At 64.6% G+C, this 24,069-nt stretch carries 21 protein-coding genes; 12 read left to right on the top strand and 9 right to left on the bottom strand.

All coding sequences use genetic code 11. The features are described 5' to 3' along the window. Positions 1-147: 147 nt before the first annotated feature. The 4 genes from AB4136_RS00225 to AB4136_RS00240 all read right to left on the bottom strand — a co-directional run bounded on the left by AB4136_RS00225 (position 148) and on the right by AB4136_RS00240 (position 6,818). Positions 148-534, bottom strand: a complete 387-nt coding sequence (locus AB4136_RS00225; protein WP_024922887.1) for an RNA-binding S4 domain-containing protein — start codon at positions 532-534, stop codon at positions 148-150. Between the two features lie 46 nt (positions 535-580). Further along, positions 581-3,919: a helicase-related protein gene (locus AB4136_RS00230; protein WP_024922888.1), complete on the bottom strand. Its 3,339-nt coding sequence runs from the start codon at positions 3,917-3,919 to the stop codon at positions 581-583. An 851-nt stretch (positions 3,920-4,770) separates the two neighbouring features. Next, positions 4,771-5,496 carry an acetoacetyl-CoA reductase gene (gene phbB, locus AB4136_RS00235; RefSeq protein WP_024922889.1) on the bottom strand — a complete coding sequence of 242 codons (726 nt, stop codon included), beginning with the start codon at positions 5,494-5,496 and terminating at the stop codon, positions 4,771-4,773. A 137-nt stretch (positions 5,497-5,633) separates the two neighbouring features. Next, the gene (locus AB4136_RS00240) at positions 5,634-6,818 is read right to left on the bottom strand and encodes an acetyl-CoA C-acetyltransferase (protein ID WP_137900884.1); all 1,185 of its coding nucleotides are present in this window, start codon (positions 6,816-6,818) and stop codon (positions 5,634-5,636) included. 279 nt (positions 6,819-7,097) lie between these two features. Between AB4136_RS00240 and phaR the strand changes: the two genes are divergently transcribed. Further along, positions 7,098-7,724: a polyhydroxyalkanoate synthesis repressor PhaR gene (phaR, locus tag AB4136_RS00245; protein WP_024922891.1), complete on the top strand. Its 627-nt coding sequence runs from the start codon at positions 7,098-7,100 to the stop codon at positions 7,722-7,724. A 279-nt stretch (positions 7,725-8,003) separates the two neighbouring features. Here phaR and AB4136_RS00250 read toward each other — a convergent pair whose 3' ends face one another. Further along, complete coding sequence (locus tag AB4136_RS00250; protein WP_024922892.1) at positions 8,004-9,518, bottom strand: malonate--CoA ligase; 1,515 nt, start codon at positions 9,516-9,518, stop codon at positions 8,004-8,006. A 151-nt stretch (positions 9,519-9,669) separates the two neighbouring features. Here AB4136_RS00250 and AB4136_RS00255 point away from each other — a divergent pair, with 151 nt between their 5' ends. Then, positions 9,670-10,737, top strand: a complete 1,068-nt coding sequence (locus AB4136_RS00255; protein ID WP_024922893.1) for a dipeptidase — start codon at positions 9,670-9,672, stop codon at positions 10,735-10,737. A gap of 230 nt (positions 10,738-10,967) precedes the next feature. Here the strand turns inward: AB4136_RS00255 and AB4136_RS00260 are convergent, their stop codons facing one another. After that, positions 10,968-11,207, bottom strand: coding sequence for a hypothetical protein (locus AB4136_RS00260; RefSeq protein ID WP_024922894.1), 240 nt, complete (start codon positions 11,205-11,207; stop codon positions 10,968-10,970). A gap of 243 nt (positions 11,208-11,450) precedes the next feature. Between AB4136_RS00260 and AB4136_RS00265 the strand changes: the two genes are divergently transcribed. The 9 genes from AB4136_RS00265 to AB4136_RS00305 all read left to right on the top strand — a co-directional run bounded on the left by AB4136_RS00265 (position 11,451) and on the right by AB4136_RS00305 (position 20,526). Continuing rightward, positions 11,451-12,266, top strand: a complete 816-nt coding sequence (locus AB4136_RS00265) for a class I SAM-dependent methyltransferase (RefSeq protein ID WP_137900883.1) — start codon at positions 11,451-11,453, stop codon at positions 12,264-12,266. Positions 12,267-12,293: 27 nt separating this feature from the next. Next, positions 12,294-12,992 carry a transcriptional regulator BetI gene (betI, locus tag AB4136_RS00270; RefSeq protein ID WP_441930055.1) on the top strand — a complete coding sequence of 233 codons (699 nt, stop codon included), beginning with the start codon at positions 12,294-12,296 and terminating at the stop codon, positions 12,990-12,992. A 42-nt stretch (positions 12,993-13,034) separates the two neighbouring features. Next, the gene (locus tag AB4136_RS00275) at positions 13,035-14,117 is read left to right on the top strand and encodes a substrate-binding domain-containing protein (protein WP_137900881.1); all 1,083 of its coding nucleotides are present in this window, start codon (positions 13,035-13,037) and stop codon (positions 14,115-14,117) included. A 5-nt stretch (positions 14,118-14,122) separates the two neighbouring features. Further along, positions 14,123-15,415, top strand: a complete 1,293-nt coding sequence (locus AB4136_RS00280) for a flavin monoamine oxidase family protein (RefSeq protein WP_137900880.1) — start codon at positions 14,123-14,125, stop codon at positions 15,413-15,415. 91 nt (positions 15,416-15,506) lie between these two features. Beyond that, positions 15,507-17,060 (top strand): trimethylamine methyltransferase family protein, encoded by a 1,554-nt coding sequence (locus AB4136_RS00285; RefSeq protein ID WP_137900879.1) that lies wholly within the window; start codon positions 15,507-15,509, stop codon positions 17,058-17,060. 167 nt (positions 17,061-17,227) lie between these two features. Beyond that, a complete protein-coding gene (locus tag AB4136_RS00290; RefSeq protein ID WP_137900878.1) occupies positions 17,228-18,298 on the top strand; it encodes an extracellular solute-binding protein in 1,071 nt (356 codons plus the stop codon). A 284-nt stretch (positions 18,299-18,582) separates the two neighbouring features. After that, entirely contained in the window at positions 18,583-19,332 is a 750-nt protein-coding gene (locus AB4136_RS00295) for a YebC/PmpR family DNA-binding transcriptional regulator (protein WP_024922901.1), read from the top strand. A 94-nt stretch (positions 19,333-19,426) separates the two neighbouring features. Beyond that, complete coding sequence (locus tag AB4136_RS00300; protein WP_161773067.1) at positions 19,427-20,236, top strand: RDD family protein; 810 nt, start codon at positions 19,427-19,429, stop codon at positions 20,234-20,236. Positions 20,237-20,241: 5 nt separating this feature from the next. Continuing rightward, positions 20,242-20,526 (top strand): SelT/SelW/SelH family protein, encoded by a 285-nt coding sequence (locus AB4136_RS00305; protein WP_036254060.1) that lies wholly within the window; start codon positions 20,242-20,244, stop codon positions 20,524-20,526. A 144-nt stretch (positions 20,527-20,670) separates the two neighbouring features. Here the strand turns inward: AB4136_RS00305 and AB4136_RS00310 are convergent, their stop codons facing one another. Together AB4136_RS00310 and AB4136_RS00315 are read right to left on the bottom strand one after the other, a co-directional pair. Continuing rightward, a complete protein-coding gene (locus tag AB4136_RS00310) occupies positions 20,671-21,150 on the bottom strand; it encodes an anthrone oxygenase family protein (protein WP_024922904.1) in 480 nt (159 codons plus the stop codon). 14 nt (positions 21,151-21,164) lie between these two features. Beyond that, on the bottom strand, positions 21,165-22,004 hold the full coding sequence (locus tag AB4136_RS00315; protein WP_024922905.1) for an NAD(P)H-binding protein: 840 nt from the start codon (positions 22,002-22,004) through the stop codon (positions 21,165-21,167). 128 nt (positions 22,005-22,132) lie between these two features. Here AB4136_RS00315 and AB4136_RS00320 point away from each other — a divergent pair, with 128 nt between their 5' ends. Next, complete coding sequence (locus tag AB4136_RS00320) at positions 22,133-22,765, top strand: TetR/AcrR family transcriptional regulator (RefSeq protein WP_024922906.1); 633 nt, start codon at positions 22,133-22,135, stop codon at positions 22,763-22,765. Here AB4136_RS00320 and AB4136_RS00325 read toward each other — a convergent pair. Continuing rightward, the gene (locus AB4136_RS00325; protein ID WP_137900877.1) at positions 22,751-24,067 is read right to left on the bottom strand and encodes an MFS transporter; all 1,317 of its coding nucleotides are present in this window, start codon (positions 24,065-24,067) and stop codon (positions 22,751-22,753) included. The genes AB4136_RS00320 and AB4136_RS00325 overlap by 15 nt on opposite strands. Between the last annotated feature and the right edge of the window lie 2 nt (positions 24,068-24,069).

The following is a 24,069-nucleotide window of genomic DNA, read 5'->3' on the forward strand; positions in this document are numbered from 1 at the left end:
GCGGCTCCGGGAAGGTCCCGTTCTCTTTTCTATTGTTGCCGGTCAGGTAACGTCTTTGCCGCGCGCTTGCAAGGCCGGCGCATGCCAAGGAATTGGCCCAGGTCGGAATAGCTTTCCACGGCACGATGCGCGACGGCACGCGCGTCCTCAGTTTTCGTCCCTGAGACGATCGGTTTGCCGCCGTTCCCGCTTGGTCGGCCGGCCGCTGCCCGCATCGCGCAGCGGCGCGATCGCGTCGGGCACAGTCTCGGCCTTCGGCGTTGGCGCCGGCGACATGTCCTCGTAAAGCGTGCGCGCCTCCTCCGCCGGGCCACGGCGGATGCCGGGTGCCAACACCTTCCACACCAGGATGCGGCCGTCGAGCGTGATGGTCAGCACGTCGCCGATCTTGACCAGATCGGACGCCTGCGTTGCTTTGTCGCGGTTGATGCGAACGCGGCCCGCCACCGCCAGTTTCGCAGCCAGCGAGCGCGATTTCACCGCGCGGGCGAAGAACAGCCACTTGTCGATGCGCTGGCGACCCTCGGCGGCCATCGGTTCAAAACCCGAGGCGGCGCGCCGAAAGGCCTGGCCGCGACATCTACTTCTTCAACTGGTCGCGCAAGGCGGCCAGCTTGGCGAATGGCGAATCGGGATCGAAGCGCACCGGGCGCTCCTCGCGCGGCTTCGGCTGGAAAGCCGGCTTGCCGCCCTTGCCCTCCGGCCGGCGACCGTCGGGTTTGCCGCCCTTCCAGTCGCCGCGCCCCTCGCGCCGATCCTGGCGGTCGCCCTGCGGCTTGCCGCCGGGACGACCCGGGCGGCCGCCATCGCCATTGGCGCGCTCCTTGGAGCGGTCGCGGGAGAAGCGCTCGCGGCCATTGCCTTGCTCGGCGCCCTCGCGACCGCCCGGCTGGCGGTTCTGCTCGCCACCCGGCTGGTTGCCGCGATTGCCGCGCTGGTGGCGGTTGTCGCGCCGGTGTTCGAAACGCGCCTGCCGCCACAGAAGAATCGGCTTCGGCTCCTCTGCTTCTGCGGCAGTCGCGTCGGCCTTGCTCTCTTCGGCTTCCGGAGCAGCCGCGGCAGCTTCCGCCACGACGGGCTCGGCTTTCTCGGCTTCGCCAGCCGGCTCGGCCGTTTCCGCAGCCAACTCGACTTCATCGGTGACCGGCTCGGCTGTCTCGGCAACCTCAGCGACTGGCTCGGCCGTCTCCACGACAGCCTCGTCGCCAGCATCCGGCGCGTCGACCGTTTCTTCCGCCAAAGCGATCGGCTCGGAAACCTGTTCGGCCGGCTCCGCGCTGGCGGCTGCTTCGTCCGTCGCCTCGGCGGTGCTTTCGTCGGCGCTCGGCGCGGCCTCTTGCGCAGCGGCAGCATCGGCCGCCTGCCGTGCCGCCTTCGCGGCCGCGTCGGCCACCGCCTTGGCTTCCGCTGCCTCGCGCACGGCGGCGTCGAGCGCTTCGGTTTTCGCCTTCACCTCGGCCGCCGGCTTCGGCTCGGCGCGATAGCCGAGACCTTTGAGGATCTCTTCCATGTCGTCGGCGGTGGCGCCGAGGATCGACATCATCGGCGGCGTCACCATGAAGGCCTGGCCGTCATAGGCGCCGTCCGGACGCGGACCGAGGCCCGGCTTCCAGTTGGTCGCCGGCCGGATCAGGTCGGCCAGCCGCTCCAGAATGTCGACGCGCACCGCACGGCGGCCGAGATTGCGGTAGCCGGCAAGCCGGTAGAACGCCTTGTCGAACGCCTGGTCGATGACGACGGAGGTGCGGCCGGAAGCCAGCGCATGCACGACGTCGCCGAAGCCCGGCTTTTCCTTGCCGTCGTTCTTCAGTGCCCACAACAGCGTCACCAGGCCGGCGGGTGCCGGCTTGATCAACGACGGCACGAACACGTGGTAGGCGCCGAAGCGCACGCCGAGCCGGCGCAGCGCCGCGCGGCCTTCCTGGTCCAGCGTGCGCATCTCCTCGGCGATGTCGCGCCGGTTGATAAGGCCGAAATGCTCGACCAGCTGGAAGGCGATGCCGCGCGCGATACCGGTCAGCTGCTCGGCGTTCTTGAGGTCCACCAGCGGCTTCAGGAACTGCTCGATCTGGAAATTGACGAAGCGCTCGGCGCGCGCCGCCACCTTGTCGCGGGCCGGGCCGGTCAGTTGTTCGTCGGCCAGAAGCACCAGGCGCGGCTTCAGCGCGTCCTCGCCGGCCACCAGCGTGCCGATCGGCGCACCGATCCAGCGCAGCACGCCGTCGGAGCCAAGTGCGATGTCATTGTTGCCGGACGCGGCGAAGCGTTCGGCGCGCGCTTCGAATTCGGAAGCCAGCGCCTTTTGCGCGGCCGCGCGCACGGCCTTGGCGTCTTCGCCGCCGGCGCCCTGGTCCGCCGTGAAGCGGAACCCTTGCAATTCGCCGACATGATGGCCCTCGACGAGGACGGTTCCGGTAGGGCTGATTTCGGCTTCAGGCATGGTATTTTCTCTAAGGCGCCGCATGAGGACGGAAGTCCTGCGATCAACGAAGCGTTTCGTCAACCGCTCATGTAACGCGTCCGACAATCTGTCCTCGATTTCACGTGTCTTTTCTTGCCAGTGTGTCGGATCGGCAAGCCAACCTGGACGGTTGGATACAAAAGTCCACGTCCTGATCTGCGCGATGCGGTGCGAAAGCGTGTCGATGTCGCCCTCGGTCGTGTCGGCGCGGCGCACCTGTTCGGCCATGTAGGCTTCGTCGACATGGCCGCGCCTGGCGAGGTCCATATAAATGGAAGCGACGAGGTCGGCATGCTGGGCCGGCGCGATCTTGCGGTAGTCCGGCAGCGCGCAGGCTTCCCACAGAAGCGCCACGCGCTCGCGGCCCGTCGCCAGGCTGCGGATCTCGCCGTCCTTGGACAAAAATTCCAGCGCCTGCGCGTCCACCGCCGGCAGCGCGCGGGTCAGGCCTTCCACCGGCGCATTGGTCTCGATCGAGCGCTTCAGCGCGTCGAGGCTGGCGTAGTCGAAGCTGGCGGTGCGCCATTGCAGCACCTTCACCGGCTCGAAGTCATGGCCTTCGATCTTCTGCACCAGGTCTTCGTCGAACGGATCGACCTGGCCGGTGACGCCGAACGTGCCGTCGCGCAGATGGCGGCCGGCGCGGCCGGCGATCTGGCCGAGCTCAGCGGCGGTGAGATTGCGGTACTGATAGCCGTCGAACTTGCGGTTCTGGGCGAAGGCGACGTGGTCGACATCGAGGTTGAGCCCCATGCCGATCGCGTCGGTGGCGATCAGATAGTCGACATCGCCTGACTGGTAGAGCGCCACCTGGGCGTTGCGGGTGCGGGGCGACAGCGCGCCGAGCACGACGGCGGCGCCGCCTTGCTGGCGGCGGATCAGCTCGGCGATGCCATAGACCTCGTCGGCCGAGAAGGCGACGATGGCCGAGCGCCGCGGCAGGCGGGTGAGCTTCTTCGAGCCGGCGTAGGCGAGATGCGACAGGCGCGGCCTGGTCACCACCGAAACGCCCCTGAGCAGCTTCTGCAGGATGCCGTGCATGGTGGCCGCACCCAGAAGCAGCGTCTCCTGCCGACCGCGCAGATTGAGGATGCGGTCGGTGAAGATATGGCCACGCTCGAGATCGCCAGCCAGCTGCACCTCGTCGATGGCGACGAAGGCGGCGTCGGTCTCGCGCGGCAGCGCCTCGACCGTATGCACGGAATATTTCGCCCCGGCCGGCTGGATCTTTTCCTCGCCGGTGACCAGCGCAACCTTGTGGGCGCCGATCTTCTCGCAGAGACGTGTGTAGACCTCGCGCGCCAGAAGGCGCAGCGGCAGGCCGATGATGCCGCTCTCATGCGCCACCATGCGCTCGATGGCGAGATGGGTCTTGCCGGTGTTGGTCGGGCCGAGCACCGCCGTGACGTCGCGGCCCGACAGGATCAACGGCTCATTCGATTTGGGATGGATGTTCATCAGCCCGGAAGCAGGGACCTTTTTCCCGTGATCGGCACCGGGCAAGCCCGGCGACTGGCGACACATAGGCATTCACGCGACGAAGCGAAAGCACAATGTTCGCAAAACCGTCGCAGCCGGGTTCGGCATGCCGGTTTTTGCACCGCGCCATTAACGTCCGGAACGAGTCTGGAACGAATCGGCGACGAATCACTGACTCGTGATGATTCATGTTTCGTTCACGGCTATATGTGGGACTGTGACCGGCCAATCGCACCACATGCTGAATCGGCTAACCGCCTCGCATGTCGGCCGCGGAACATCGCCGTTAACTTTTGCCGGCAAGCGAGCCCCGTCGCTATGCCGGCTAACCGGAGACAGGGAACAAGCACCTGAAATCGCACGTCTTTCTTAACGGCAATTAACCAATTTCGCGGTCGCGACAGCCATTTCCATTAACAATCCGCTCAAAGCCGGAACGAATCGGCGACGAATCAGCGATGGCGAAAGTTTCCCGGTTTGTTCACCCCAACATCTTGTGTTGTGCACAGCTTGTCCACCGACGATTCACAACTTGGCCGGGCGAATGTTCTTAAGCCTCCCGTCAGCCGTTAACTTTTGTGTGCCGGGATGGGACGGTGGCGCGCGTCTCCTTCTCCCCTTGAGGGAGAAGGTGGCCGAGCCGAAGGCGAGGTCGGATGAGGGGTGTTGGACGGAGCGCATCTCTGCAAAATGTGGGATCAAGTTGAACTGAGGCGTTCGTTTTGATGCGCCCCATTTCTTCCAGCACCCCTCATCCGCCTTCGCCATGGCGGCTGTGCCGCCAGGCTCAGGCACCTTCTCCCGTAAGGGGAGAAGGTAAAGCTCTACCCTCAGCTGAAATACTGCCCGCCATTGGCCGAGATGGTCGAGCCGGTGATGAAGCCCGCTTCCTCGGAGGCCAGGAAAACCACGCAGCGCGCGATTTCCTCCGGCTCGCCGAGCCGCCCGACCGGGATCTGCGGGATGATGCGCTCGTTGAGCACCTTCTCGTCGATCGCCTTGACCATTTCGGTGGCGATGTAGCCCGGGCAGATCACGTTGACGGTGATGCCGGCGCGCGCGCCCTCCTGGGCCAGCGCCTTGGTGAAGCCGATGTCGCCGGCCTTGGAGGCCGAATAGTTGGCCTGGCCGGCCTGGCCCTTCTGGCCGTTGATGGAGGAGATGGTGATGATGCGGCCGAACTTGCGGTCGCGCATGCCGCTCCACAGCGGATGCGACATGTTGAAGACGCCGGACAGATTGGTGTCGATCACCTCTTTCCACTGCTGCGGCGTCATCTTGTGGAACATGGCGTCGCGGGTGATGCCGGCATTGTTGACGAGCACCGAAACCGCGCCGAGATCGGCCTCCACCTGTTTGACGCCGGCGACGCAGGCGTCATAGTCGGCCACCGACCATTTGTAGGTCTTGATCCCGGTTTCAGCCGTGAACTTCGCCGCCGCCTCGTCGTTGCCGGCATAGTTCGCCGCGACGGTGTAGCCGGCATTCTTCAAGCCGATCGAGATCGCGGCGCCGATGCCGCGCGAGCCTCCGGTGACGAGTGCGACCTTTGTCATGCGTTTCCCCTTTTTGCTGCATCATTCAATGGCTGGTCCGTATGACGGACTTTTGAAACCGACCCTTATGCCGGGCCTTCACAAACAACCTTCACAGACAAAATGGGCGGCTCCTTGGCCGCCCGTCTTGTTTTCGATCAAAGTGCCTCGACGCACATGGCGACGCCCATGCCGCCGCCGATGCATAGGGTGGCGAGCCCCTTCTTGGCGCCCCGGCGCCGCATCTCGTAGACCAGCGTGTTGAAGATGCGCGCGCCCGACGCGCCGATGGGGTGGCCGATGGCGATCGCTCCGCCATTGACGTTGACGATGTCCGGGTTCCAGCCGAGGCCCTTGTTGACCGCGCAGGCCTGCGCGGCGAAGGCCTCGTTGGCCTCGACCAGATCGAGGTCCGACACTTTCCAGCCGGCCTTTTCCAGCGCGCGCTTCGACGCCGGGATCGGGCCGGTGCCCATCACCGACGGATCGACGCCGGCGGTCGCCCAGGAGGCGATGCGCACGAGCGGGGTGATGCCGCGGCGCACGGCTTCGGCTTCCGTCATCAAAAGCGCGCCGGCGGCGCCGTCATTGATGCCGGAGGCGTTGGCGGCGGTCACCGTGCCGTCCTTGTCGAAGGCCGGCTTCAGCTTGGTCATCGCGTCCATCGTTGCGCCGTGGCGGATATATTCGTCCTGGTCGACGATGGTGTCGCCCTTCTTACCCTTGATGGTGAAGGCGACGATCTCGTCCTTGAACCGGCCGGCCTTCTGCGCGGCCTCGGCCTTGTTCTGCGAGGCGAGCGCGAAAGCGTCCTGGTCGTCGCGGGTGATCTGGAACTGCTTGGCGACGTTCTCGGCGGTGATGCCCATGTGATAGCCGTTGAAGGCATCCCACAGCCCGTCCTTGATCATCGTGTCGATCATCTTGTAGTCGCCCATCTTCACGCCGGCGCGCAGGTGCTGGGCGTGCGCCGACAGCGACATCGATTCCTGGCCGCCGGCCACGATCACCTTGGCGTCGCCGGAGGTGATCTGCTGCATGCCGATGGCGATCGCCCTCAGGCCCGAGCCGCAGACCTGGTTGAGGCCCCAGGCGGTCGTCTCGATCGGCAGGCCGGCATTGATCGACGCCTGGCGCGCCGGGTTCTGGCCCTGCGCCGCGGTCAGCACCTGGCCGAGGATCACCTCGTCGACTTCCGCCGCCTCGACGCCGGCCCGCGACAGCAATTCGCGGATCACCACCGCGCCCAGATCATGGGCGGGTGTCGCGGCGAAAACTCCGTTGAAGGAGCCGACGGCCGTGCGCGCGGCACTGGCGACGACGATGGCGTTGGAAGCGGACATATTGTTCTCCAGACTTCTATTTGAACGGTTTGCAAGCTTTGCGTTCGACTTTTCTTGCCGGTTCCAGCCCTTGAGTCAAACTGGAAATCGGCACCCACTGGGCGACCCGGCGGCTGCGTAAGTTATGCTGCGCAGCATATTGCAGCGCCGAAAGAACCCGCTAAGCTTCCGCACTGCACAAACCGCTTGGAATTATGACGGTTTTGCGCATATCCTCGACTTGGGAGCAATCGTTACCGGCCGCTTACGGGCCCGCCGGTATCCGCGGGAGGATGCTGTATGGCGGCGAAAAACGAACCGGTGGTCATCAAGAAATATGCCAACCGCCGGCTCTACAACACGGGCACCAGCACCTATGTGACGCTCGAGGACCTCGCCGAAATGGTGAAGAAGGGCGAGGACTTCACCGTGCAGGACGCCAAGACCGGCGACGACATCACCCACCCGGTTCTCACCCAGATCATCTTCGAGCTGGAGAACAAGGACGGGCAGAACATGCTGCCCATTCCGTTCCTGCGCCAGCTCATCGCCTTCTATGGCGACCAGATGCAGATGATCGTGCCGTCATTCCTCGAACAGTCGATGCTCGCCTTCTCCAAGGAGCAGGAGCGCTTCCGCGAACAGATGAAATCGTCGCTCGGCAAATCGCCGATGGACATGATGAAGTTGGCGACGCCGATGAAGGCGCTGGAGGAACAGACACGGCGCAACATGGAAATGTTCCAGAACGCCATGCGCATGTTCACGCCCTTCCCCGGGGCTGCGACGGGCGGTGCCTCGAGCACGGCCGCCGAGCCGGCCAGAGCCGAACCCGCCAAGGCGGAGCCGGCCGAAAAGACCGACGATCTGCAGGAACTGAAGGAACAGATCGCCGCCATGCAGCGCAAGCTGGACAAGCTTTCGTAGGTGACGAGACGGGGCAGGTTCGCGATTGCCATGTGGATGGCATGGCGCGAAGTTCTCGCTCCGTCATTCCGGGCAAGCGAGCAAAGCGAGCGCAGACCCGGAGCCTATTGAGCAGCGCGGCCGGGATCTAGGTTTGGGTCAGCCTTCGTGAAACGTGCAGCGTGGGTTCGGCGACGCGAATGTTCAAGGCGAGGACCCGGCCGCGCCCGACGGCTTGCGACCAATGGATCCCGGATAGCCTTCGCTGCGCTCCGGCTTCCGGGATGACGATTTTCCGATCTATCCTTTGAACGTCCCGGCGAACCGTTCGCGCAACAAATTCTTCTGCACCTTGCCCATCGTGTTGCGCGGCAATTCGTCGACCACGAAGATGCGGCGCGGCTGCTTGAAGCGGGCAAGCTTCGTCGACAATCCGGCAAGCAGGGTAGCCTCGTCCAGCGTCGTGCCCTTGCGCGCGGTGACGATGCCGACGACGCCCTCGCCGAGGTCGGGATGCGGCACGCCGACCACCGCCGATTCCTCGACGCCGGGTATCTCGTCCAGCAGAAGCTCGATTTCCTTCGGATAGATGTTGTAGCCGCCGGCGATGATCAGGTCCTTGGCGCGGCCGACGATGGTGACGTAGCCGTCAGCATCCTGCGTGGCGAGATCGCCGGTGATGAAATAGCCGTCGACCCGAAACTCCTGCGCGGTCTTTTCCGGCATGTTCCAGTAGCCCTTGAAGACATTGCGGCCCTTCACCTCGATGACGCCGATGCCGCCCGCAGCCACGGGCTTGCCGGTGTCCGGGTCGGCGATGCGGACGGAGACGCCCGGCAGCGGCTGGCCGACAGTGCCGGCGCGGCGCTCGCCCTCATAGGGGTTCGAGGTGTTCATGTTGGTCTCGGTCATGCCGTAGCGTTCGAGAATGCGTTTGCCCGTACGCGCCTCGAAGTCGCGGTGCGTCTCGGCAAGCAGCGGCGCGCTGCCGGAAACGAACAGGCGCATATGGGCGACAAGCTCGTGCGTCAGCCGGGGGTCGGCCAGCAACCTCGTATAGAAGGTGGGCACGCCCATCATCGTCGTCGCCACCGGCATGTTGGCGACAAGGTCGTCCAGGTCGAGGCCGGGCAGGAAGACCGCCGAGCCGCCGGCGAGCAAAATGACGTTGGTCGCCACGAACAAGCCGTGCGTGTGGAAGATCGGCAAGGCGTGCAACAGCACGTCGTCCTTGGTGAAACGCCACGTATCGACCAGCGCCTCGGCATTGGAGAGCAGATTGTCGTGCGTCAGCATCGCGCCCTTGGAGCGCCCGGTGGTGCCGGAGGTGTAGAGGAAGGCGGCGAGATCGTCCGGCCCACGTTCAGCCGGGGCGAAGGTCGCGGGCTTGCCTTGCGCCCTGTCCTTCAGCGTGCCGGACCCGTCGCCACTAAGCGTCATCAGCACAGCACCCGCTTTGTCGGCCACCGACCGCAGCGCCGCTTCGCTTGCACTGTCGCAGATCAGCAGTTTCGCGCCGGCATCGCTGACGAAATAGTCGACCTCGGCGGCCGTATAGGCGGTGTTCAGCGGCAGGAACACCGCGCCCATGCGCACCGCCGCCGCGTAGACGGCCAGCGCTTCCACCGATTTCCTGGCCTGCAGCGCCACGCGGTCGCCGGGCGTAATGCCGGCCTCGGCCATGGCATGGGCAAACCGCGCCGACAGCGCGAGGAAGCCGGCATAAGAAACCGTCGACCCGTCCTTCAGCCGCAGGAAGGTGGCCTCGCTCGCTTCATGCGGCTTGAACAGGGCATCGTAGAGCGTGTTGGCCAAGATGGTCTCCAGCGAAGCGAAACGGGTCGGGCCCTTGCAGCATGGCCGGGGTCCAGTGACAAGCGCAAGTCGCCTTCTGGCATTTGCCTGTCGCGGCGCCGCGCCCTAATTAGGGCGGGTCAGCTCCGCTTCCCAACATCGAAAGCCCATCATGACCGAGACCGACCTGATCCCCGTCTTCGACGGCCACAATGACACGCTGCTCAAGCTCTACCAGTCCGGCCAGTCCGATGTCGAAAAGCTGTTCATCGAAGGGTCGCCGGCCAGCTGGCACATCGACCTGCCGCGCGCCAGGAAGGGCGGCCTGATCGGCGGCATGTTCGCCATCTTCCCGCCGCCGCAGGAAGAGCGCAAGGCCAAGGACGACGGCGTCATCTCGTTGCCAAGCGACAACGAGCCGCTGCCGCCGGAACTGCCGCGTTCGGTCGCGCAGGAAAGCACGCTCGCCATGGCCTCGATCCTGCTCCGGCTCGAACGGGCCGGCGCCCTCGCCATCTGCCGCAGCGCCGCCGACATCCGCGCAGCGATGGCCAGGAACACGATGGCCGCGGTCTTCCACATCGAGGGCGTCGAGGCGATCGACACCGACCTCGTCATGCTCGACGTGCTGCACGCCGCCGGCCTGCGCTCGCTGGGCATCGTCTGGAGCCGCCCGAACGCCTTCGGTCATGGCGTGCCGTTCCGCTTCCCGTCCTCGCCCGACACCGGCGACGGGCTGACCGATGCCGGCAAGGCGCTGGTCAAGGCCTGCAACAGGCTGAAGATCATGATCGACCTGTCCCACCTCAACGAAAAAGGCTTCCGCGACGTCGCCAGGCTTTCCGATGCGCCGCTGGTCGCCACCCATTCCAACGTGCACGCGTTGTGTCCGCATTCGCGCAACCTGACCGAGTGGCAGCTCGGCGCCATCAAGGACAGCGACGGCATGGTCGGCCTGAACTACGCCACCGGCTTCCTGCGCGAGGACGGCCGCATGAATGCCGACACGCCGCTGGAGGTGATGGTGCGCCACATCGATGCGCTGTTGAAGGCGCTGGGCGAGGATCGCGTCGGCCTGGGTTCGGATTTCGACGGCGCCATGATCCCGGCCACCATCGGCGACGCCGCCGGCCTGCCCAGGCTCACCGACGCGCTGGCCAAGCACGGCTATGGCCGCGCCCTCATCGAAAAGATCGCCTACCGCAACTGGCTGCGCGTGCTGGAAAAGTCGATCGGGTGATGCGCCGCTTCCTTCTCCCCTTGTGGGAGAAGGTGGCCGAGCCCCGGCGGCAAAGCCGCCGCGGGCGAGGTCGGATGAGGGGTGCTGGAAGAAACGAGGCGCTTCAGAACCAGCGCCTCAATTCAACGACACCTCATCCTGCAAAGCTGCGCTCCGGCCAACACCCCTCATCCGTCTCGGCGCTACGCGCCGATCCACCTTCTCCCGCAAGGGGAGAAGGAAGACCCCCCTCAACCCATCCGCTCCAGCCACGCCTTGCCCACCTTACGATCGCGGATGATCGCCAGCGGGTCCTCGGCGTCGAGCCGGGAGCAGATGCGGTAGACTTCGAGCGTCTCGGCATCCATCTCGCCGCGCTTGTAGAAATACATCGCCGCCGCGTAGCGGGCGCGGCCCGACCAGGCTTCGCCGAGCGGCGTGTTGACCAGCGCCCATTGTTCCAGCGCCTCGGCGTCCTCGGCTTCCGTCATCAGATCCACCTCGCGAGCGCCCGCCCCACCGACCGGCGCCGGCATCATGCCAGAACGACACGGCGCTGCCGACTGCCGACTGCCGACTGCCGACTGCCGACTGCCGACTGCCGAAGATGCCACGGCCCGACCCGCCCTGTTCATATTGAATGAATGTTCAGCAAATTATCTTGCGTTTTCCCGCCGACGCGCTACGCTTTGTGGCATCGGAAACAGTCAGTCAGCACTTGGGGTCGATACCCGATGAGCAGGACGACGCATGCGGGCGCACCGGATGCCGGCCCGGAATATGACGATGCCGCGATCCGCTTCCTGGCCGCGCTCTGGGGCGAAGGTTATCTGTCGCCCGGCGGCCCCGACGAGGTCGACCGCATCGTCGAGGGCCTCGCCCTTGAGGGCAAGAGCCTGCTCGATATCGGCTGCGGCGCCGGCGGCATCACGCTGCACCTGCTTGTTAGGCATGGCTTGGCCAGGGTGACGGGTTTCGACGTGGAACTGCCGGTCGTAGAGGCGGCGCGCGGGCGGGCGAAGGCGGCTGAGATAAAAGGACGCGCCGTCTTCGTCCAGGCCCCGCCGGGCCCGCTGCCCTTCGCCGACGCCTCCTTCGACGTCGTCTTTTCCAAGGACGCGCTGCTGCATGTGCCCGACAAGGAGGCGCTGTTTGCCGAGATCTTCCGGGTGCTGAAGCCAGGCGGCGTCTTTGCCGCCAGCGACTGGCTGATCGGCCATGACGACGAGCCGTCCCCGGCGATGAAGAACTATGTCGCCGCCGAGGGCCTGTCCTTCGCCATGGCCTCGCCGATGCGTTATGCCGAGGCGATGCGCGAGGCCGGCTTCGTCGGCGTCGCCACCCGCGACCGCAACCCGTGGTATCGCGAGGTGGCGCGGGCGGAACTGGAACGCCTGAAAGGCCCGCTCTACGCGGTTGCCGCCAGGGCGGTCGGCGCCGCCTATGTCGACAAGAACATCCGCACCTGGGAGGCGATGCAGAAGGTGCTTGACTCGGGCGAGCACCGCCCCACTCATCTGCGCGGCTGGAAGCCCGGCGAGATTGGATAGCCGGGTATGCAGGAGACCGTTTCGCCGATGAAGACCATCGACCTGGAAGAACAACCCGCCGAGCCCGAGCAGCGGGGCGGGCCTGAAAAGCGCGGCCGCAAGGCCTCGAAGGAAGTGCGCCGGCTGCAGCTGATCGAGGCAACCATCGATTCGCTGGCCAAGCGCGGCTATGCCGACACCACCATGGCCGACGTCGCCGACGGCGCCGGCCTGTCGCGCGGCATCGTCAACTTCCATTTCGAGAGCAAGGAGAAGCTGCTCGTCGCCACGCTGCAGCATATGTACGACGAATATTCGGCGCATTGGCGCGCCGCCTACACCAAGGCCGGAGACGATCCGGCCGCGCAATTGCTGGCCCTGGTGGTGGCGGATTTCGACCGCGCCGTCTGCAACAAGCGCAAGCTTGCCGCCTGGTGCGCCTTCTGGGGCGAGGCCAAGTCGCGCCCCACCTATCAGGCTTTGTCGGGCGCGCGCGACGCCGCCTACCAGAACCTTTTGCAAGACCTGTGCGGCAAGCTCGGCCAACAGGCGGGCTACGCCTACGAACCGCAGGCGCTCGCGCTGTCGTTGAGCGCGCTTCTGGAAGGGCTTTGGCTGCGGCTGATGATGGGCGTCGAGGACGTGTCGCGGGAGACGGCGCTGACCTCGGCCAATGAATTCCTGCTCACCGCGTTCCCGAAACATTTCGCCCGCGCGGCAAGCGGAATCCGCCGCATGGCGACCTGACAATAACGAACGGGCGCCGGCCCGCAACAAAGGGGAATCCAGATGAAGACGAAAACCCGCTATTGGACGATGGCATTGGCGCTGGCAGGCGTTTTGGCGGCGGCGGCAACCACCGCCTCGCATTCCGCCGGCAGCGACCTGGTCGTCTTTGACTGGGCGGGTTACGAGCTGCCGGAATTCCATCCCAAATATACCGAGAAACAGGGCAGCGCCCCGACCTATGCCTTCTTCGGCGACGAGGACGAGGCGTTCGAGAAGCTGCGTTCCGGCTTCAAGTCCGACCTTGCCCATCCCTGTTCGCAAAGTGTGGTGAAATGGCGCGACGCCGGCCTGCTGCAGCCGCTCGACACCTCCAAGATCACCGCCTGGAAGGACCTGAACCCCGGCATCATGAAGATGAAGGACCTGGCCACCTCGGCCGACGGCAAGGCCTGGTTCATGCCCTGGGAATGGGGCAACACCCAGCTCACCTATAATTCCGATAAGGTCGACGCCAAGGACGTCCAGTCGCTGAAGGCCTTCGCCGACCCCAAATTCAAGGGCCGCGTCTCGATCGGCGACAATGTCGACGACGCCTACGCGCTGGCCGCCCTCGTCATCGGCCTGAAGGACTGGACCCAGATGACCGACGACCAGTTCAAGCAGGCGTCGGACTTCCTGCGGCAAGTGCACAAGAATGTCCGGCTCTACTGGACCGACACCACCAACATCGTCCAGGCGCTGACCGGCAACGAGATCGACCTCGCCTGGGCCTGGAACGACGCCACCGCGCAGTCGGTTCTGGCCGGTGCCCCGATCAAGGCCAACCGCGACACCAAGGAAGGCATCTCCACCTGGGTCTGCGGTTATGTCAGGCTGAAGGACGCCCCCGGCAATGCCGACCAGGCTTATGATTTCCTCAACGCCATCAACGAGCCCGACGTCGCCAATGTGCTGGTCAAGAACTGGGGTTACGGTCAGGCCAATGCCAAGGGCATGGCGGCGGTCGATCCGGCCCTGCTCAAGGGCAAGGGTTACGACGATGTCGACAAATTCGTCGACAAGACGCTGTTCCAGTCGCCGATCCCGGCGGAACTCAAGCAGAAGATGATCGCCGAATTCGAGAAGATCAAAGCGGGATATTGAGCGGCATGATCCATGACGTGATCGTCATCGGGGCCGGCTTTGCCGGCCTTTCTGCTGCATTGGCCCTGCGCGACGCCGGCCTCGAAGTGCTGGTGCTGGAGGCGCGCCAGCGCGTCGGCGGTCGCGTCGAATCCCTGATCGATGGTCTCGGCGACCGTTACGACAGCGGCGGCCAGTTCCTGTGCGAGGACATGCCTCAGGTGATGGCGTTGGCATTGCGCCACGGCAAGACCCTGGTGCCGGCGCCCACCGACGGTGCCTTCACCCTGCAACCGTCCATGTCGGAGGAAGACGGCGAGGCGCTCTGGCTGGCCAGTTTCGCCATCCGCGAGCGCATGAACGCGATCGACCCCGCCGATCCGGCCATTCGCGACCTCAGCGTGGCGGACTGGCTGGCCCGCCAGCCGGACGCCGCCGATGCCAAGTCGGCTTTCCGGTCGACCATCGAGGGCCTGTGGTGCCAGCCGCTCGAAGCCGTGCCCCTCTGGTACCTCGTCGACAATGACCGTCGCATCACCAACGAGGTCTCGGAGCTGCAATATTTCCCGGGCGGGACCATGCACCAGCTTGCCGAGGACCTCGCTGCCGGGCTCGGTGACCGCATCCGTCTGTCAACGCCGGTAACTGAAATCCGTCGCGAAGAGTCTGGCGTTGTTGTGGTGACGCCGGCGGGGCCATTTCAGGCGCTACACGTCGTCGTCGCGGTGCCGCCCGTCACCGCCAGCCGCATCGCCTTTTCGCCGCCCTTGCCGGCACAGCTGGCCGGGGCGCTCAACGCCTGGCGCTGCGGCACCGTCATCAAGATGCGGCTTCGCTACGCCCGCACCTTCTGGCGAGATCAGGGCCGCAACGGCATGGTGTTGTGGCGCGACATCCACGGGCTGTTCGCCTGCGACACCAGCCGCGACGACGGCCACACGATCCTGACCGTCTTCGCCGGCGGTCCGCTGGCCTTGCGGCTGCGCGCGCTTGGAGCCGACGGCATGCGCGCCGAGGTGCTGGACCGGTTGGTCGCGGCGCTTGGCACCGACGCCCGCGACATGCTCGACTTCGCCGCCCGCGACTGGAGCGACGAGCCTTGGAGCGGCGGCGGCTACAGCGACAGCATCGCCGATTTTTCCGCGCATGATGCCGAAGCGGTGCTTCGCCAAGGCGCGCCGCCGATCCATTTCGCCTGTTCGGAACTGTCGCTGTCTTTTCCCGGCTATGTCGAGGGCGCCATCGTCAGCGGGCGCCGGGCGGCGGAAGCGGTCTGCGATATGTTCGACCTGCCGGTCGGCCTCGACCCGCTAGGGTAAAACCTCGCGCCGACCTGGGCCCGAAAACGCGACCCGCCGGCGTCGTTTTTCCGGCGGAACCCGGTCCGCCAATACCGATATCGTCGCGGCCATGATCGACGCAGTGGTGACGGAGAGCCGCCGCGAAAGACGGCGCGTCAGGGGTGACGAAGCGGGGAACGCCGCGCGGCGCAAGCCCGACTACCGCACTCTGCGCAACCCCTTCCTGCCGCAGCCGGTGTTTTCCGAGGACCAGGTAGCCGCCATCCACGACACGGCGTTGCGCGTGCTGGAAGAGCTCGGCATCAAGGTGCTGCTGGCGGAAGCGCGCGAACTCTACCGTCGCGCCGGCGCCGTCGTCGATGAAGAGACGCAAATGGTGCGCATCGGCCGCGACATCGTTGCCGCCGCCCTGGCTTCCGCGCCGAAATCGATCCGGGCATATGGCGGCGACCGCTCGAGGGACCTTGTGCTGGAAGCAGGCACGCTCTGCTTCCTGGCGGGTTCCGGCGCCCCCAACGTCACGGATCTCGACCGGGGCCGTCGCCCCGGCAACCTCGCCGATTTCGAGAACCTTGTCCGCATCGTCCAGAGCTTCGACGCCCTGCATATGATGGGCCCGTTCATCGAGGCCCAGGAAGTCGAGAACCGGTTCCGTCACTACGCGGTCAACCGGGCGCAGTTGACGCTTTCCGATAAACTGCCCTTTGTCTTCGCGCGCGGCACGCCGCAGGTTGAGGGCTGTCTCGAGATGCTGCGCCTGGCGCGTGGCCTTTCCGACGACGACTTCCTGTCGAACGTTTACTGCTACACCGTCATCAACACCAATTCGCCCCGCATGCTCGACATTCCGATGGCGCAAGGCATCATCGACTTCGCGCGGGCCGGCCAGATGTCGGTCATCACGCCCTTCTGCCTGGCCGGCGCCATGGCGCCCATCACGGTTGCCGGCGCGCTCACGCTGCAGCATGCCGAGGCGCTGGCCGGGCTGGCGCTCGCCCAGATCAGCCGCGCCGGCGCGCCGGTGGTCTATGGCAGCTTCTCCTCCAATGTCGACATGAAGTCCGGTGCTCCGGCCTTCGGCACGCCCGAACATGTCAAGGCCACGCTCGGCTCCGGCCAGCTCGCGCGCTTCATCGGCCTGCCCTGGCGTTCGGGCGGCGGCAGTGCCGCCAATGTTTCCGACGCGCAAGCCGCGCACGAAACCCAGTTCTCGCTGTGGGGCACGGTGCTGGCGGGAGCCACGATGTGCATCCACGCCGCCGGCTGGCTGGAAGGCGGACTGAGCGTTTCCTTCGAAAAGCTGGTCACCGACATCGAGGCGCTGCAGACCATCGCCGAACTCTGCGCCGCCGTTCCGGGCGATGCCGACGCGATCGGCTTCGATGCCATCGCCGAGGTGCAGCCAGGCGGACATTTCTTCGCCGCGCGGCACACCATGGCGCGCTATCGCACCGCCTTTTACGAACCGCTGGTCGCCGATCTCTCCAATTTCGGCTCGTGGACCGAGGCAGGCTCGCGCACGGCGACGGAGCGCGCCAACACCGTCTGGAAACGAACGCTCGCTGAATTCGAGCCTCCGGCCTCCACCGCCGGCCGCGCCGAGGTCCTCGACGCCTTCATCGCGAAGCGAACCGGGCAAGGCGGCGCTGAACCGGTGTCGTGAGCGGTCGGTCCCGGCGCGCTTATCGCCGGTCGGTCTCGGCGCGCAGCCGGGTTTCTTCAACTTCCGCCCTCGTCCCCAGGCAGGGTAAGGCGGCTCCCCTCGTCAAGGCGGAAAATTTCTCCTAACCTCGATCGACATGCCGTTTTGCGATCGGGAGCTCTCGCGCCATGGCCTTTACGTTTCGCCGCATCCTTTTAGCCGCAACGCTCGCCGGCGCCGCCGCCGGAACCGCGGCCTTCGCCGCTGGCGGCGACCTCGTCGTGTTCGACTGGTCGGGTTATGAGGACCCGCTGCTGCACCCCGACTACGCCGCCAAATACAGCGCCGAACCGAGCTTCTCCTTCTTCGGCGACGAGGACGAGGCCTTCGAGAAGCTGCGCGCCGGCTTCAAGGCCGATGTCGGCCACCCCTGCGCCCAGAGCGTGGTGAAATGGCGTGACGCCGGCCTGCTGCAGCCGCTCGACACATCCAGGATCACCGGCTGGAAGGACATCAACCCCGGGTTGATGAAGATGAAGGACCTCGTCACCAGCGCAGACGGCAAGGCCTGGCTGATGCCGTTCGACTGGGGCACGTCCTCGCTAATCTATCGCACCGACAAGGTGACGCTTGAGGACGCCAAGTCGCTGCGCATCTTCGCCGACCCGAAATTCCAGGGCCGCGTCACCATCGGCGACAATGTCGACGACGCCTTCGCGCTGGCCAGCCTCGTCATCGGGCTGAAGGACTGGACCAAGATGACCGACGCCCAGTTCAAGGAAGCCGCCGACTTCCTGCGCCAGGTGCACAAGAACGTCCGCTTCTACTGGACCGACGACACCTCCATCAACCAGGCCTTCACCGGCGGCGAGATCGATCTCGCCTGGGGCTGGGCCGAAACCTATGTCACGCTGAAGGGCCAGGGCGTGCCGCTGGAGATGAACCGCGACACCAGGGAAGGCCTCTCGACCTGGGTGTGCGGTTATACACTGCTGAAAGACGCCGCCCATGTCGACGAGGCCTACGACTTCTTCAACGCCGTCAACGCACCCAACGTGTCGAGCCACATCGTCACCACCTTCGGCTACGGTCATGGCAATGCCGCCGGCATGGCCTCGGTCGACAAGAAGCTGCTTGCCGACCGGGGTTTCGACAACCTCGACGCCTTCCTCGACAAGACCCTGTTCCAGCAGCCGCTGCCGGCGGAGTTGAAACAGCGCATGGTCGCCGAGTTCGAGAAAATCAAAGCGGGTTATTGAGGCCGATCGTTCGCGAAAAGAAGCCTATTATTCGCGATCCCGAGGGACAGTGAATAAAAACCGGGCGCGAAAAGCCGCCTGTTTCGCGCAGGTCCTTGATCCGAAAGCGTCAAATTTTTTCACGCGCGGCCGCTATCCCGACTTCTGTTCACTTTGGCATGGATATCAGGCCATGCGCGCAAGGTGCCGCCTCGGCATCTCGGCGGTCGCGTCTGGACGTGTTGAGCCGATTTATTTATAAGCCGCCCATCTCAACACAGCCGCGAACAGACCGTAGGGGTGCCATGGCCGGCCATTCACAGTTTAAAAACATCATGCATCGCAAGGGCCGCCAGGACGCGGTCCGCTCGAAGATCTTCTCCAAGCTCGCCCGCGAAATCACCGTCGCCGCCAAGCAGGGGATGCCCGACCCGGCGATGAACCCGCGTCTGCGTCTGGCCATCCAGAACGCCAAGGCCGAGTCGATGCCGAAGGACAACATCCAGCGCGCCATCAACAAGGCTTCCGGCGGCGACGCCGAGAACTACGAGGAAGTGCGCTACGAAGGCTATGGCCCGGGTGGCGTCGCGCTGATCGTCGAGGCGCTGACCGACAACCGCAACCGCTCCGCCTCCAATGTGCGCGCGGCCTTCACCAAGGCCGGCGGCGCCATGGGCGAAACCGGCTCGGTCTCCTTCATGTGGGATCGCATCGGCGAAATCGTCTATCCGGCCAAGGCCGGCAACGCCGACAAGGTGATGGAAGCGGCGATCGACGCCGGTGCCGACGATGTCGAGACCGACGAGGAAGGCCACACCATCTACTGCGCCTTCGAAAATCTCGGCGAAGTCTCCAAAGCGCTCGAAGGCGCGCTCGGCGAGGCGGAATCGGTCAAGGCGATCTGGAAGCCGCAGAACAACATCCCGGTCGACGAAGAACGCGCGCAGTCGCTGATGAAGCTGGTGGCGACGCTGGAAGACGACGACGACGTCCAGAACGTCTACGCCAATTTCGAGGTCGACGACGCAACGCTGGCCAAGCTCAGCGCGGCTTAGTCGCCAACTACCGCCCGACCCACTGGACGGAAACTAGGCGTCGCTGCCAAACTGTCCCCTTGTTTGCAATATGATTTGCATGCGGGGGGATGAGATGGCTGATGATGGCGGCGCCAGCCGTGATCCAACTTGGTTTGATGAAGCGCTGAATTGGCCTGGTCGCCCGGGCCTATGGCGCAGGCTGGCAGCCCTATCTATTGACTATATAGTTGTTTTTGTTATATTTTTTCCACTTACATCTCTTGCTCATTATTTGACTGACGGTGGGGTGAAAAGCACGTTCTCGCTTCGCTGGAATCTCTGCCAAGCGGCGACCCTGAACCATTCAAGCGACCCGTCACTTAGTCGCTATAGTTGGAATGTATGCAGAACATCCATTTTCGGTCTGAAAATAGCCGAATCGGCAGTCGGAACTGCGCCCGACCAGCAAGCGGGTGAGCCTTCCTCCATCTCGCTAGATCTCGATTCAAAAGGCAACTTTCGACCGGCAGCCCTGGACCTCGGCTTCCTCGAACCGCTTGTCCTCGCCCTCTATTTCTTTGTTTTGGAGCGGAAATCTGGACAGTCGATTGGCAAACGAAGCATGGCAATCAAGGTACACGACCAGTATGACAAACATCGCACCGGATTGTCGGTGCAAACGTCTGCTCGTCGGCAAACAATGAAGTTCCTCGGATTCGCACCGATGGCGCTCCTTGGAGGTTGGTATGCCCTTCAGGCTTGGGGCGATGTCCCGGGAACGATTCAGCAAATTTCCAATCTGGAAATAGTGATCGCGCTCGTCGTTTCTGCGATCGCTCTGGTTTGGCCGATCTGGATAATGATATCCACTGCACTCGGCGACGATCCAATCCACGATCGGGTTGCAAGCACGACAGTTCGCCTGTTTGAGATTGAGACCTGACTGAGATGGACAAGCCCCGCATCGTCATCACCTATTGCACGCAGTGCCAGTGGCTGTTGCGCGCCGGCTGGATGGCGCAAGAGCTTTTGTCCACTTTTGCTACTGACCTCGGCGAGGTCGTGCTGGTTCCGGGCACCGGTGGCATCTTCACCATCCAGTGCAACGACACACTCATCTGGGACCGCAAGCGCGATGGCGGCTTTCCCGATGCCGCCAGGCTGAAGCAGCTGGTGCGCGATGTGATCGACCCCGAGCGCGACCTCGGTCATTCCGACCGCAACAAGGCGTAGCACTTCGAGTGCGACCAGTCGGTTCGAATGCGGGGCGCGGCCCTTGCTGCGGGTTCCGCCGGCTTGGTCCCGATCGTCGGCGAAAAAAAAATCCGCCGCCTGGATCAGAGGCGGCGGATTTTTCCTGGCAGACTGCCAGATGGCTTACATCAACGCCGCGATGAAGGCGGCCAGGGCGCCGGTGCAGGCAAAGGCGCGCACATGGTTCCAGAACACCCAGCGGTCGAGATGGACCGCCCAAAGCTGGGCGGCCGCCTGACTGTCTGGCGCAGTCGCCGCCAGCGCATCGTTCATCGGTACGTTGACGACTATGGTGACGATGATGTTGCCGATGATGTAAAGCGCCGCACCCGCCACCACCCAACCGGGCCGCGCGACGCCCCAGCCGAGCAGAGCCGCCAGCACCAGGAACAGCGCCAGCAGTGCCGTGCCCATGAAGATGGACAGGAACAGCGGGTTCTGGATGACCGTGTTGATGGTGTTCATGACCAGCACGCCCTGGGGCACCGGTACCTGCGCCAGCGAGGGCATCACCGAATTGGAATAGGCGAAAAACAGCCCCGCCATGAGGCCGCTGCCGAGCGCGGCAATGAAGGTGACGATAACGACGATCGGAGCAAACATTTTTCCCTCCCTCCTCAACGGTTCAGGTTCCACACGCCGGCGGCGGTGGTTTCAGCGGTATAGATTGAAAAGTCCTTCGGCGCGCGGCCGATTGCACGCTGCACACCGTCGGTGAGCGAGGCGTTGCGGCCGTCGAGCACTTCGGTGAACAGCTCGTTGACCAGCCAGATCAGGTCGGCCGGCACGCCATGTTCGGCCATGGCGGCATTGTAGGCATCCTGCGGCACGCGCACGAAGCGGATGTCGCGGCCGCTTGCCCCGGCGATTTCGGCGACCGCCTCCGGGAAAGAGATGAGACGCGGGCCGGTCAATTCATAGACCTCGCCCAGATGGCCGTCTTCGCTCAGCACCGCGGCCGCCACATCGGCGATATCGTCGGCATCGATGAACGGCTCCTTCACCTCGCCGACCGGCAAGACAACTTCGCCAGCCAGGACCGGCTCGAACAGGAAGCTCTCGGAGAAGTTCTGCGCGAACCAGGCACAGCGCAGGATCGTCCAGTCGGCGCCCGATGCCTGCACCAGTTCCTCGGCGCGCTGCGCTTCCGGCTCGCCGCGGCCGGAAAGCAGCACCAGCCGGCGCACGCCGTGGCTTACCGCCAGCCGGGCGAATTCGTCGACCGCTTCCGCGGCGCCCGGCACGGCGAGATCGGGATAATAGCTGATGTAGACGGCGCCAACGCCTTCGAGGGCGCCGGCCCAGCCTGCCTTGTCGGTCCAGTCGAAGGCCGGGCTTCCCGAGCGCGAGCCGATGCGGACCGGAATGTTCCTGGCTTCCAGCCTTTCAGCCAGCCTGCGGCCGGTCTTGCCGGTACCGCCAAGGATCAGGACCGGCTTGGATGTTGTGTTGGTCATTGTTTCTCTCCTCGTTGCAAAACATGAGCAATCCTCACGTTTGCAAAATGTGATAAATCCTCATATTCTGTGAGTCAAGCAGGAATTTTTCGGGACGCCCGCCCGGAACGCCTTTTGAGGATCCATTGATGGAAAGCGCATCGACCGTCGCACAGGACGCTCCCGGCCCGCGCCGCGAGCCCAGCCAGAAGCGCAGCCGCGAACGAGTGGAACGCATGCTGGGCGTCGCTTCGGCGCTGATTGCGGAAAAGGGCAGCGACGCGCTGCGCATGGGCGAGGTGGCCGAGAGAGCCGGCGTGTCGATCGGCTCGCTCTACCAGTTCTTTCCCGACAAGAGCGCCATCATCCGGGCGCTGGCCGACCGCTACCAGAAGGAAAGCGAAGCCTGCATCGCCGAAGCGCTGGCAAGTGTCGACGATATGAAAAGCCTGGAACGGGCCTTCTCCGAACTGGTCGATACCTATTACGACATTTTCCTGGCCGAACCGGTGATGCGCGACATCTGGTCCGGCACGCAGGCCGACAAGGCGTTGCGCGAACTCGAACTCGCCTGCAGCCGCGCCAATGCCGGCTTGCTGCTCGCTGTGCTCAGGCGCCTGCGCCCCAACGAAGATCCGGCCGCGCTCGAAAGCTCGGCCTTCCTTATCTGGCAACTTGGCGAAGCGGCGATGCGGCTCGCGGTCTCGGTCGACCGCGAGGAGGGCGACAGGCTGGTCGCCACCTACAAGCGCATGGCGCTTGGTGAACTAGCGCGCCGCTGAGACCGCGCCTTCGTCCATCGCCGACGCGTGCTTGGTGTCGCGCATGGAGACATAGACCAGCAGCGAAACGAAGATCACCCCGGCAAGGTAGTAGTAGAACCATTGCTCGTGGCCATGCTGCTTGAACCACAGCGCGATGACCGGCGCGGTGCCGCCGAAGATCGAAACCGTCAGCGCATAGGGCACGCCGACGCCGGTGGCACGCACGGCGGTCGGGAACAATTCTGCCTTCACCACCGCATTGATCGACGTGTAGCCGGCGGTGAAGATCCAGGCGCCGCAGATCAGCAGGAAGGCGACGAACGGCGATTTGGTCGACGCCAGCAGCGTCAGGATCGGCACGGTGAGCAGCGTGCCGGCGACACCGAAGAAGACCAGCAGCGGCTTGCGCCCGATCCGGTCGGAGATCAGCCCGTAGATCGGCTGCAGGATCGACGCGAAAATCAGCGATCCGGCGATCACATAGGTGGTGGTGAGATCCGCCAGGCCGACCGTCTGCTTGACGAAGGTCTGCATATAGGTGGTGAAGGTATAGAAGGCGGCCGTACCGCCCGCCGTGAGACCGACGACGATGGCAACCTCGCGTGGGTATTTCACCAGGCCACGCAGCGCGCCTTCGCGCTTCTGCGCCGCCGTGGTGGCAACGAATGCCTCGGTCTCGTGCAACTGCCGGCGCATGATTGCCGAGACGATGGCCAGCAGCGCGCCGATGACGAAGGGAATGCGCCAGCCCCAGGCAACCAGCTGCTCATGCGTCAGGAACACGTTCTGAAGAAGCAGCAGCACCAGGATGGCGCAGAGCTGCCCGCCGATCAGCGTCACATACTGGAAGCTGGAATAGAAGCCGCGATGGTTGGGATCGGCGACCTCGCTGAGATAGGTGGCGCTGGCGCCGTATTCGCCGCCGAGGCTGAGACCTTCGATAACGCGGGCGAGCGCAAGCAGCACAGGCGCGGCAAAACCGATCGTGGCATAGGTCGGCGTAAACGCGATGATGAGCGAGCCGAAACACATCATCAGCACCGAAATGGTCAATGACAGCCGGCGCCCGTAGCGGTCGGCGAGGTGGCCAAAAAACCAGCCGCCGACAGGCCGCACGATGAAGCCGGCGGCAAACAATGTCGCCGCATTCAATTGCTGGACGACGGGATCTTCCGACGGGAAGAAGGCCGGCGCGAAATAAAGCGCGAAGGCCGTATAGGCATAGAAGTCATACCATTCGACCAGATTACCGATCGAACCGATGAAGATGGCCTTGATCCGACGCCGGGCGTCGTCGAAATGGAGAGCGGTGTCCGTCACAT

Source organism: Mesorhizobium sp. 2RAF21, from assembly GCF_052115345.1.
GTDB classification, from domain to species: domain Bacteria; phylum Pseudomonadota; class Alphaproteobacteria; order Rhizobiales; family Rhizobiaceae; genus Mesorhizobium; species Mesorhizobium terrae.

Excerpts from the sequence above, each read along its gene's own strand:
- AB4136_RS00305 (WP_036254060.1), top strand. The coding sequence starts at position 20,242 with ATGGACAAGCCCCGCATCGTCATCACCTATTGCACGCAGTGCCAGTGG.
- AB4136_RS00275 (WP_137900881.1), top strand. The coding sequence starts at position 13,035 with ATGAAGACGAAAACCCGCTATTGGACGATGGCATTGGCGCTGGCAGGC.
- AB4136_RS00310 (WP_024922904.1), bottom strand. The coding sequence starts at position 21,150 with ATGTTTGCTCCGATCGTCGTTATCGTCACCTTCATTGCCGCGCTCGGC.
- AB4136_RS00300 (WP_161773067.1), top strand. The coding sequence starts at position 19,427 with ATGGCTGATGATGGCGGCGCCAGCCGTGATCCAACTTGGTTTGATGAA.
- phbB (WP_024922889.1), bottom strand. The coding sequence starts at position 5,496 with ATGACAAAGGTCGCACTCGTCACCGGAGGCTCGCGCGGCATCGGCGCC.
- AB4136_RS00285 (WP_137900879.1), top strand. The coding sequence starts at position 15,507 with ATGATCGACGCAGTGGTGACGGAGAGCCGCCGCGAAAGACGGCGCGTC.
- AB4136_RS00280 (WP_137900880.1), top strand. The coding sequence starts at position 14,123 with ATGATCCATGACGTGATCGTCATCGGGGCCGGCTTTGCCGGCCTTTCT.
- phaR (WP_024922891.1), top strand. The coding sequence starts at position 7,098 with ATGGCGGCGAAAAACGAACCGGTGGTCATCAAGAAATATGCCAACCGC.
- AB4136_RS00315 (WP_024922905.1), bottom strand. The coding sequence starts at position 22,004 with ATGACCAACACAACATCCAAGCCGGTCCTGATCCTTGGCGGTACCGGC.
- AB4136_RS00320 (WP_024922906.1), top strand. The coding sequence starts at position 22,133 with ATGGAAAGCGCATCGACCGTCGCACAGGACGCTCCCGGCCCGCGCCGC.
- AB4136_RS00265 (WP_137900883.1), top strand. The coding sequence starts at position 11,451 with ATGAGCAGGACGACGCATGCGGGCGCACCGGATGCCGGCCCGGAATAT.
- AB4136_RS00255 (WP_024922893.1), top strand. The coding sequence starts at position 9,670 with ATGACCGAGACCGACCTGATCCCCGTCTTCGACGGCCACAATGACACG.
- AB4136_RS00230 (WP_024922888.1), bottom strand. The coding sequence starts at position 3,919 with ATGAACATCCATCCCAAATCGAATGAGCCGTTGATCCTGTCGGGCCGC.
- AB4136_RS00290 (WP_137900878.1), top strand. The coding sequence starts at position 17,228 with ATGGCCTTTACGTTTCGCCGCATCCTTTTAGCCGCAACGCTCGCCGGC.
- AB4136_RS00260 (WP_024922894.1), bottom strand. The coding sequence starts at position 11,207 with ATGACGGAAGCCGAGGACGCCGAGGCGCTGGAACAATGGGCGCTGGTC.
- AB4136_RS00295 (WP_024922901.1), top strand. The coding sequence starts at position 18,583 with ATGGCCGGCCATTCACAGTTTAAAAACATCATGCATCGCAAGGGCCGC.
- AB4136_RS00225 (WP_024922887.1), bottom strand. The coding sequence starts at position 534 with ATGGCCGCCGAGGGTCGCCAGCGCATCGACAAGTGGCTGTTCTTCGCC.
- betI (WP_441930055.1), top strand. The coding sequence starts at position 12,294 with ATGAAGACCATCGACCTGGAAGAACAACCCGCCGAGCCCGAGCAGCGG.
- AB4136_RS00240 (WP_137900884.1), bottom strand. The coding sequence starts at position 6,818 with ATGTCCGCTTCCAACGCCATCGTCGTCGCCAGTGCCGCGCGCACGGCC.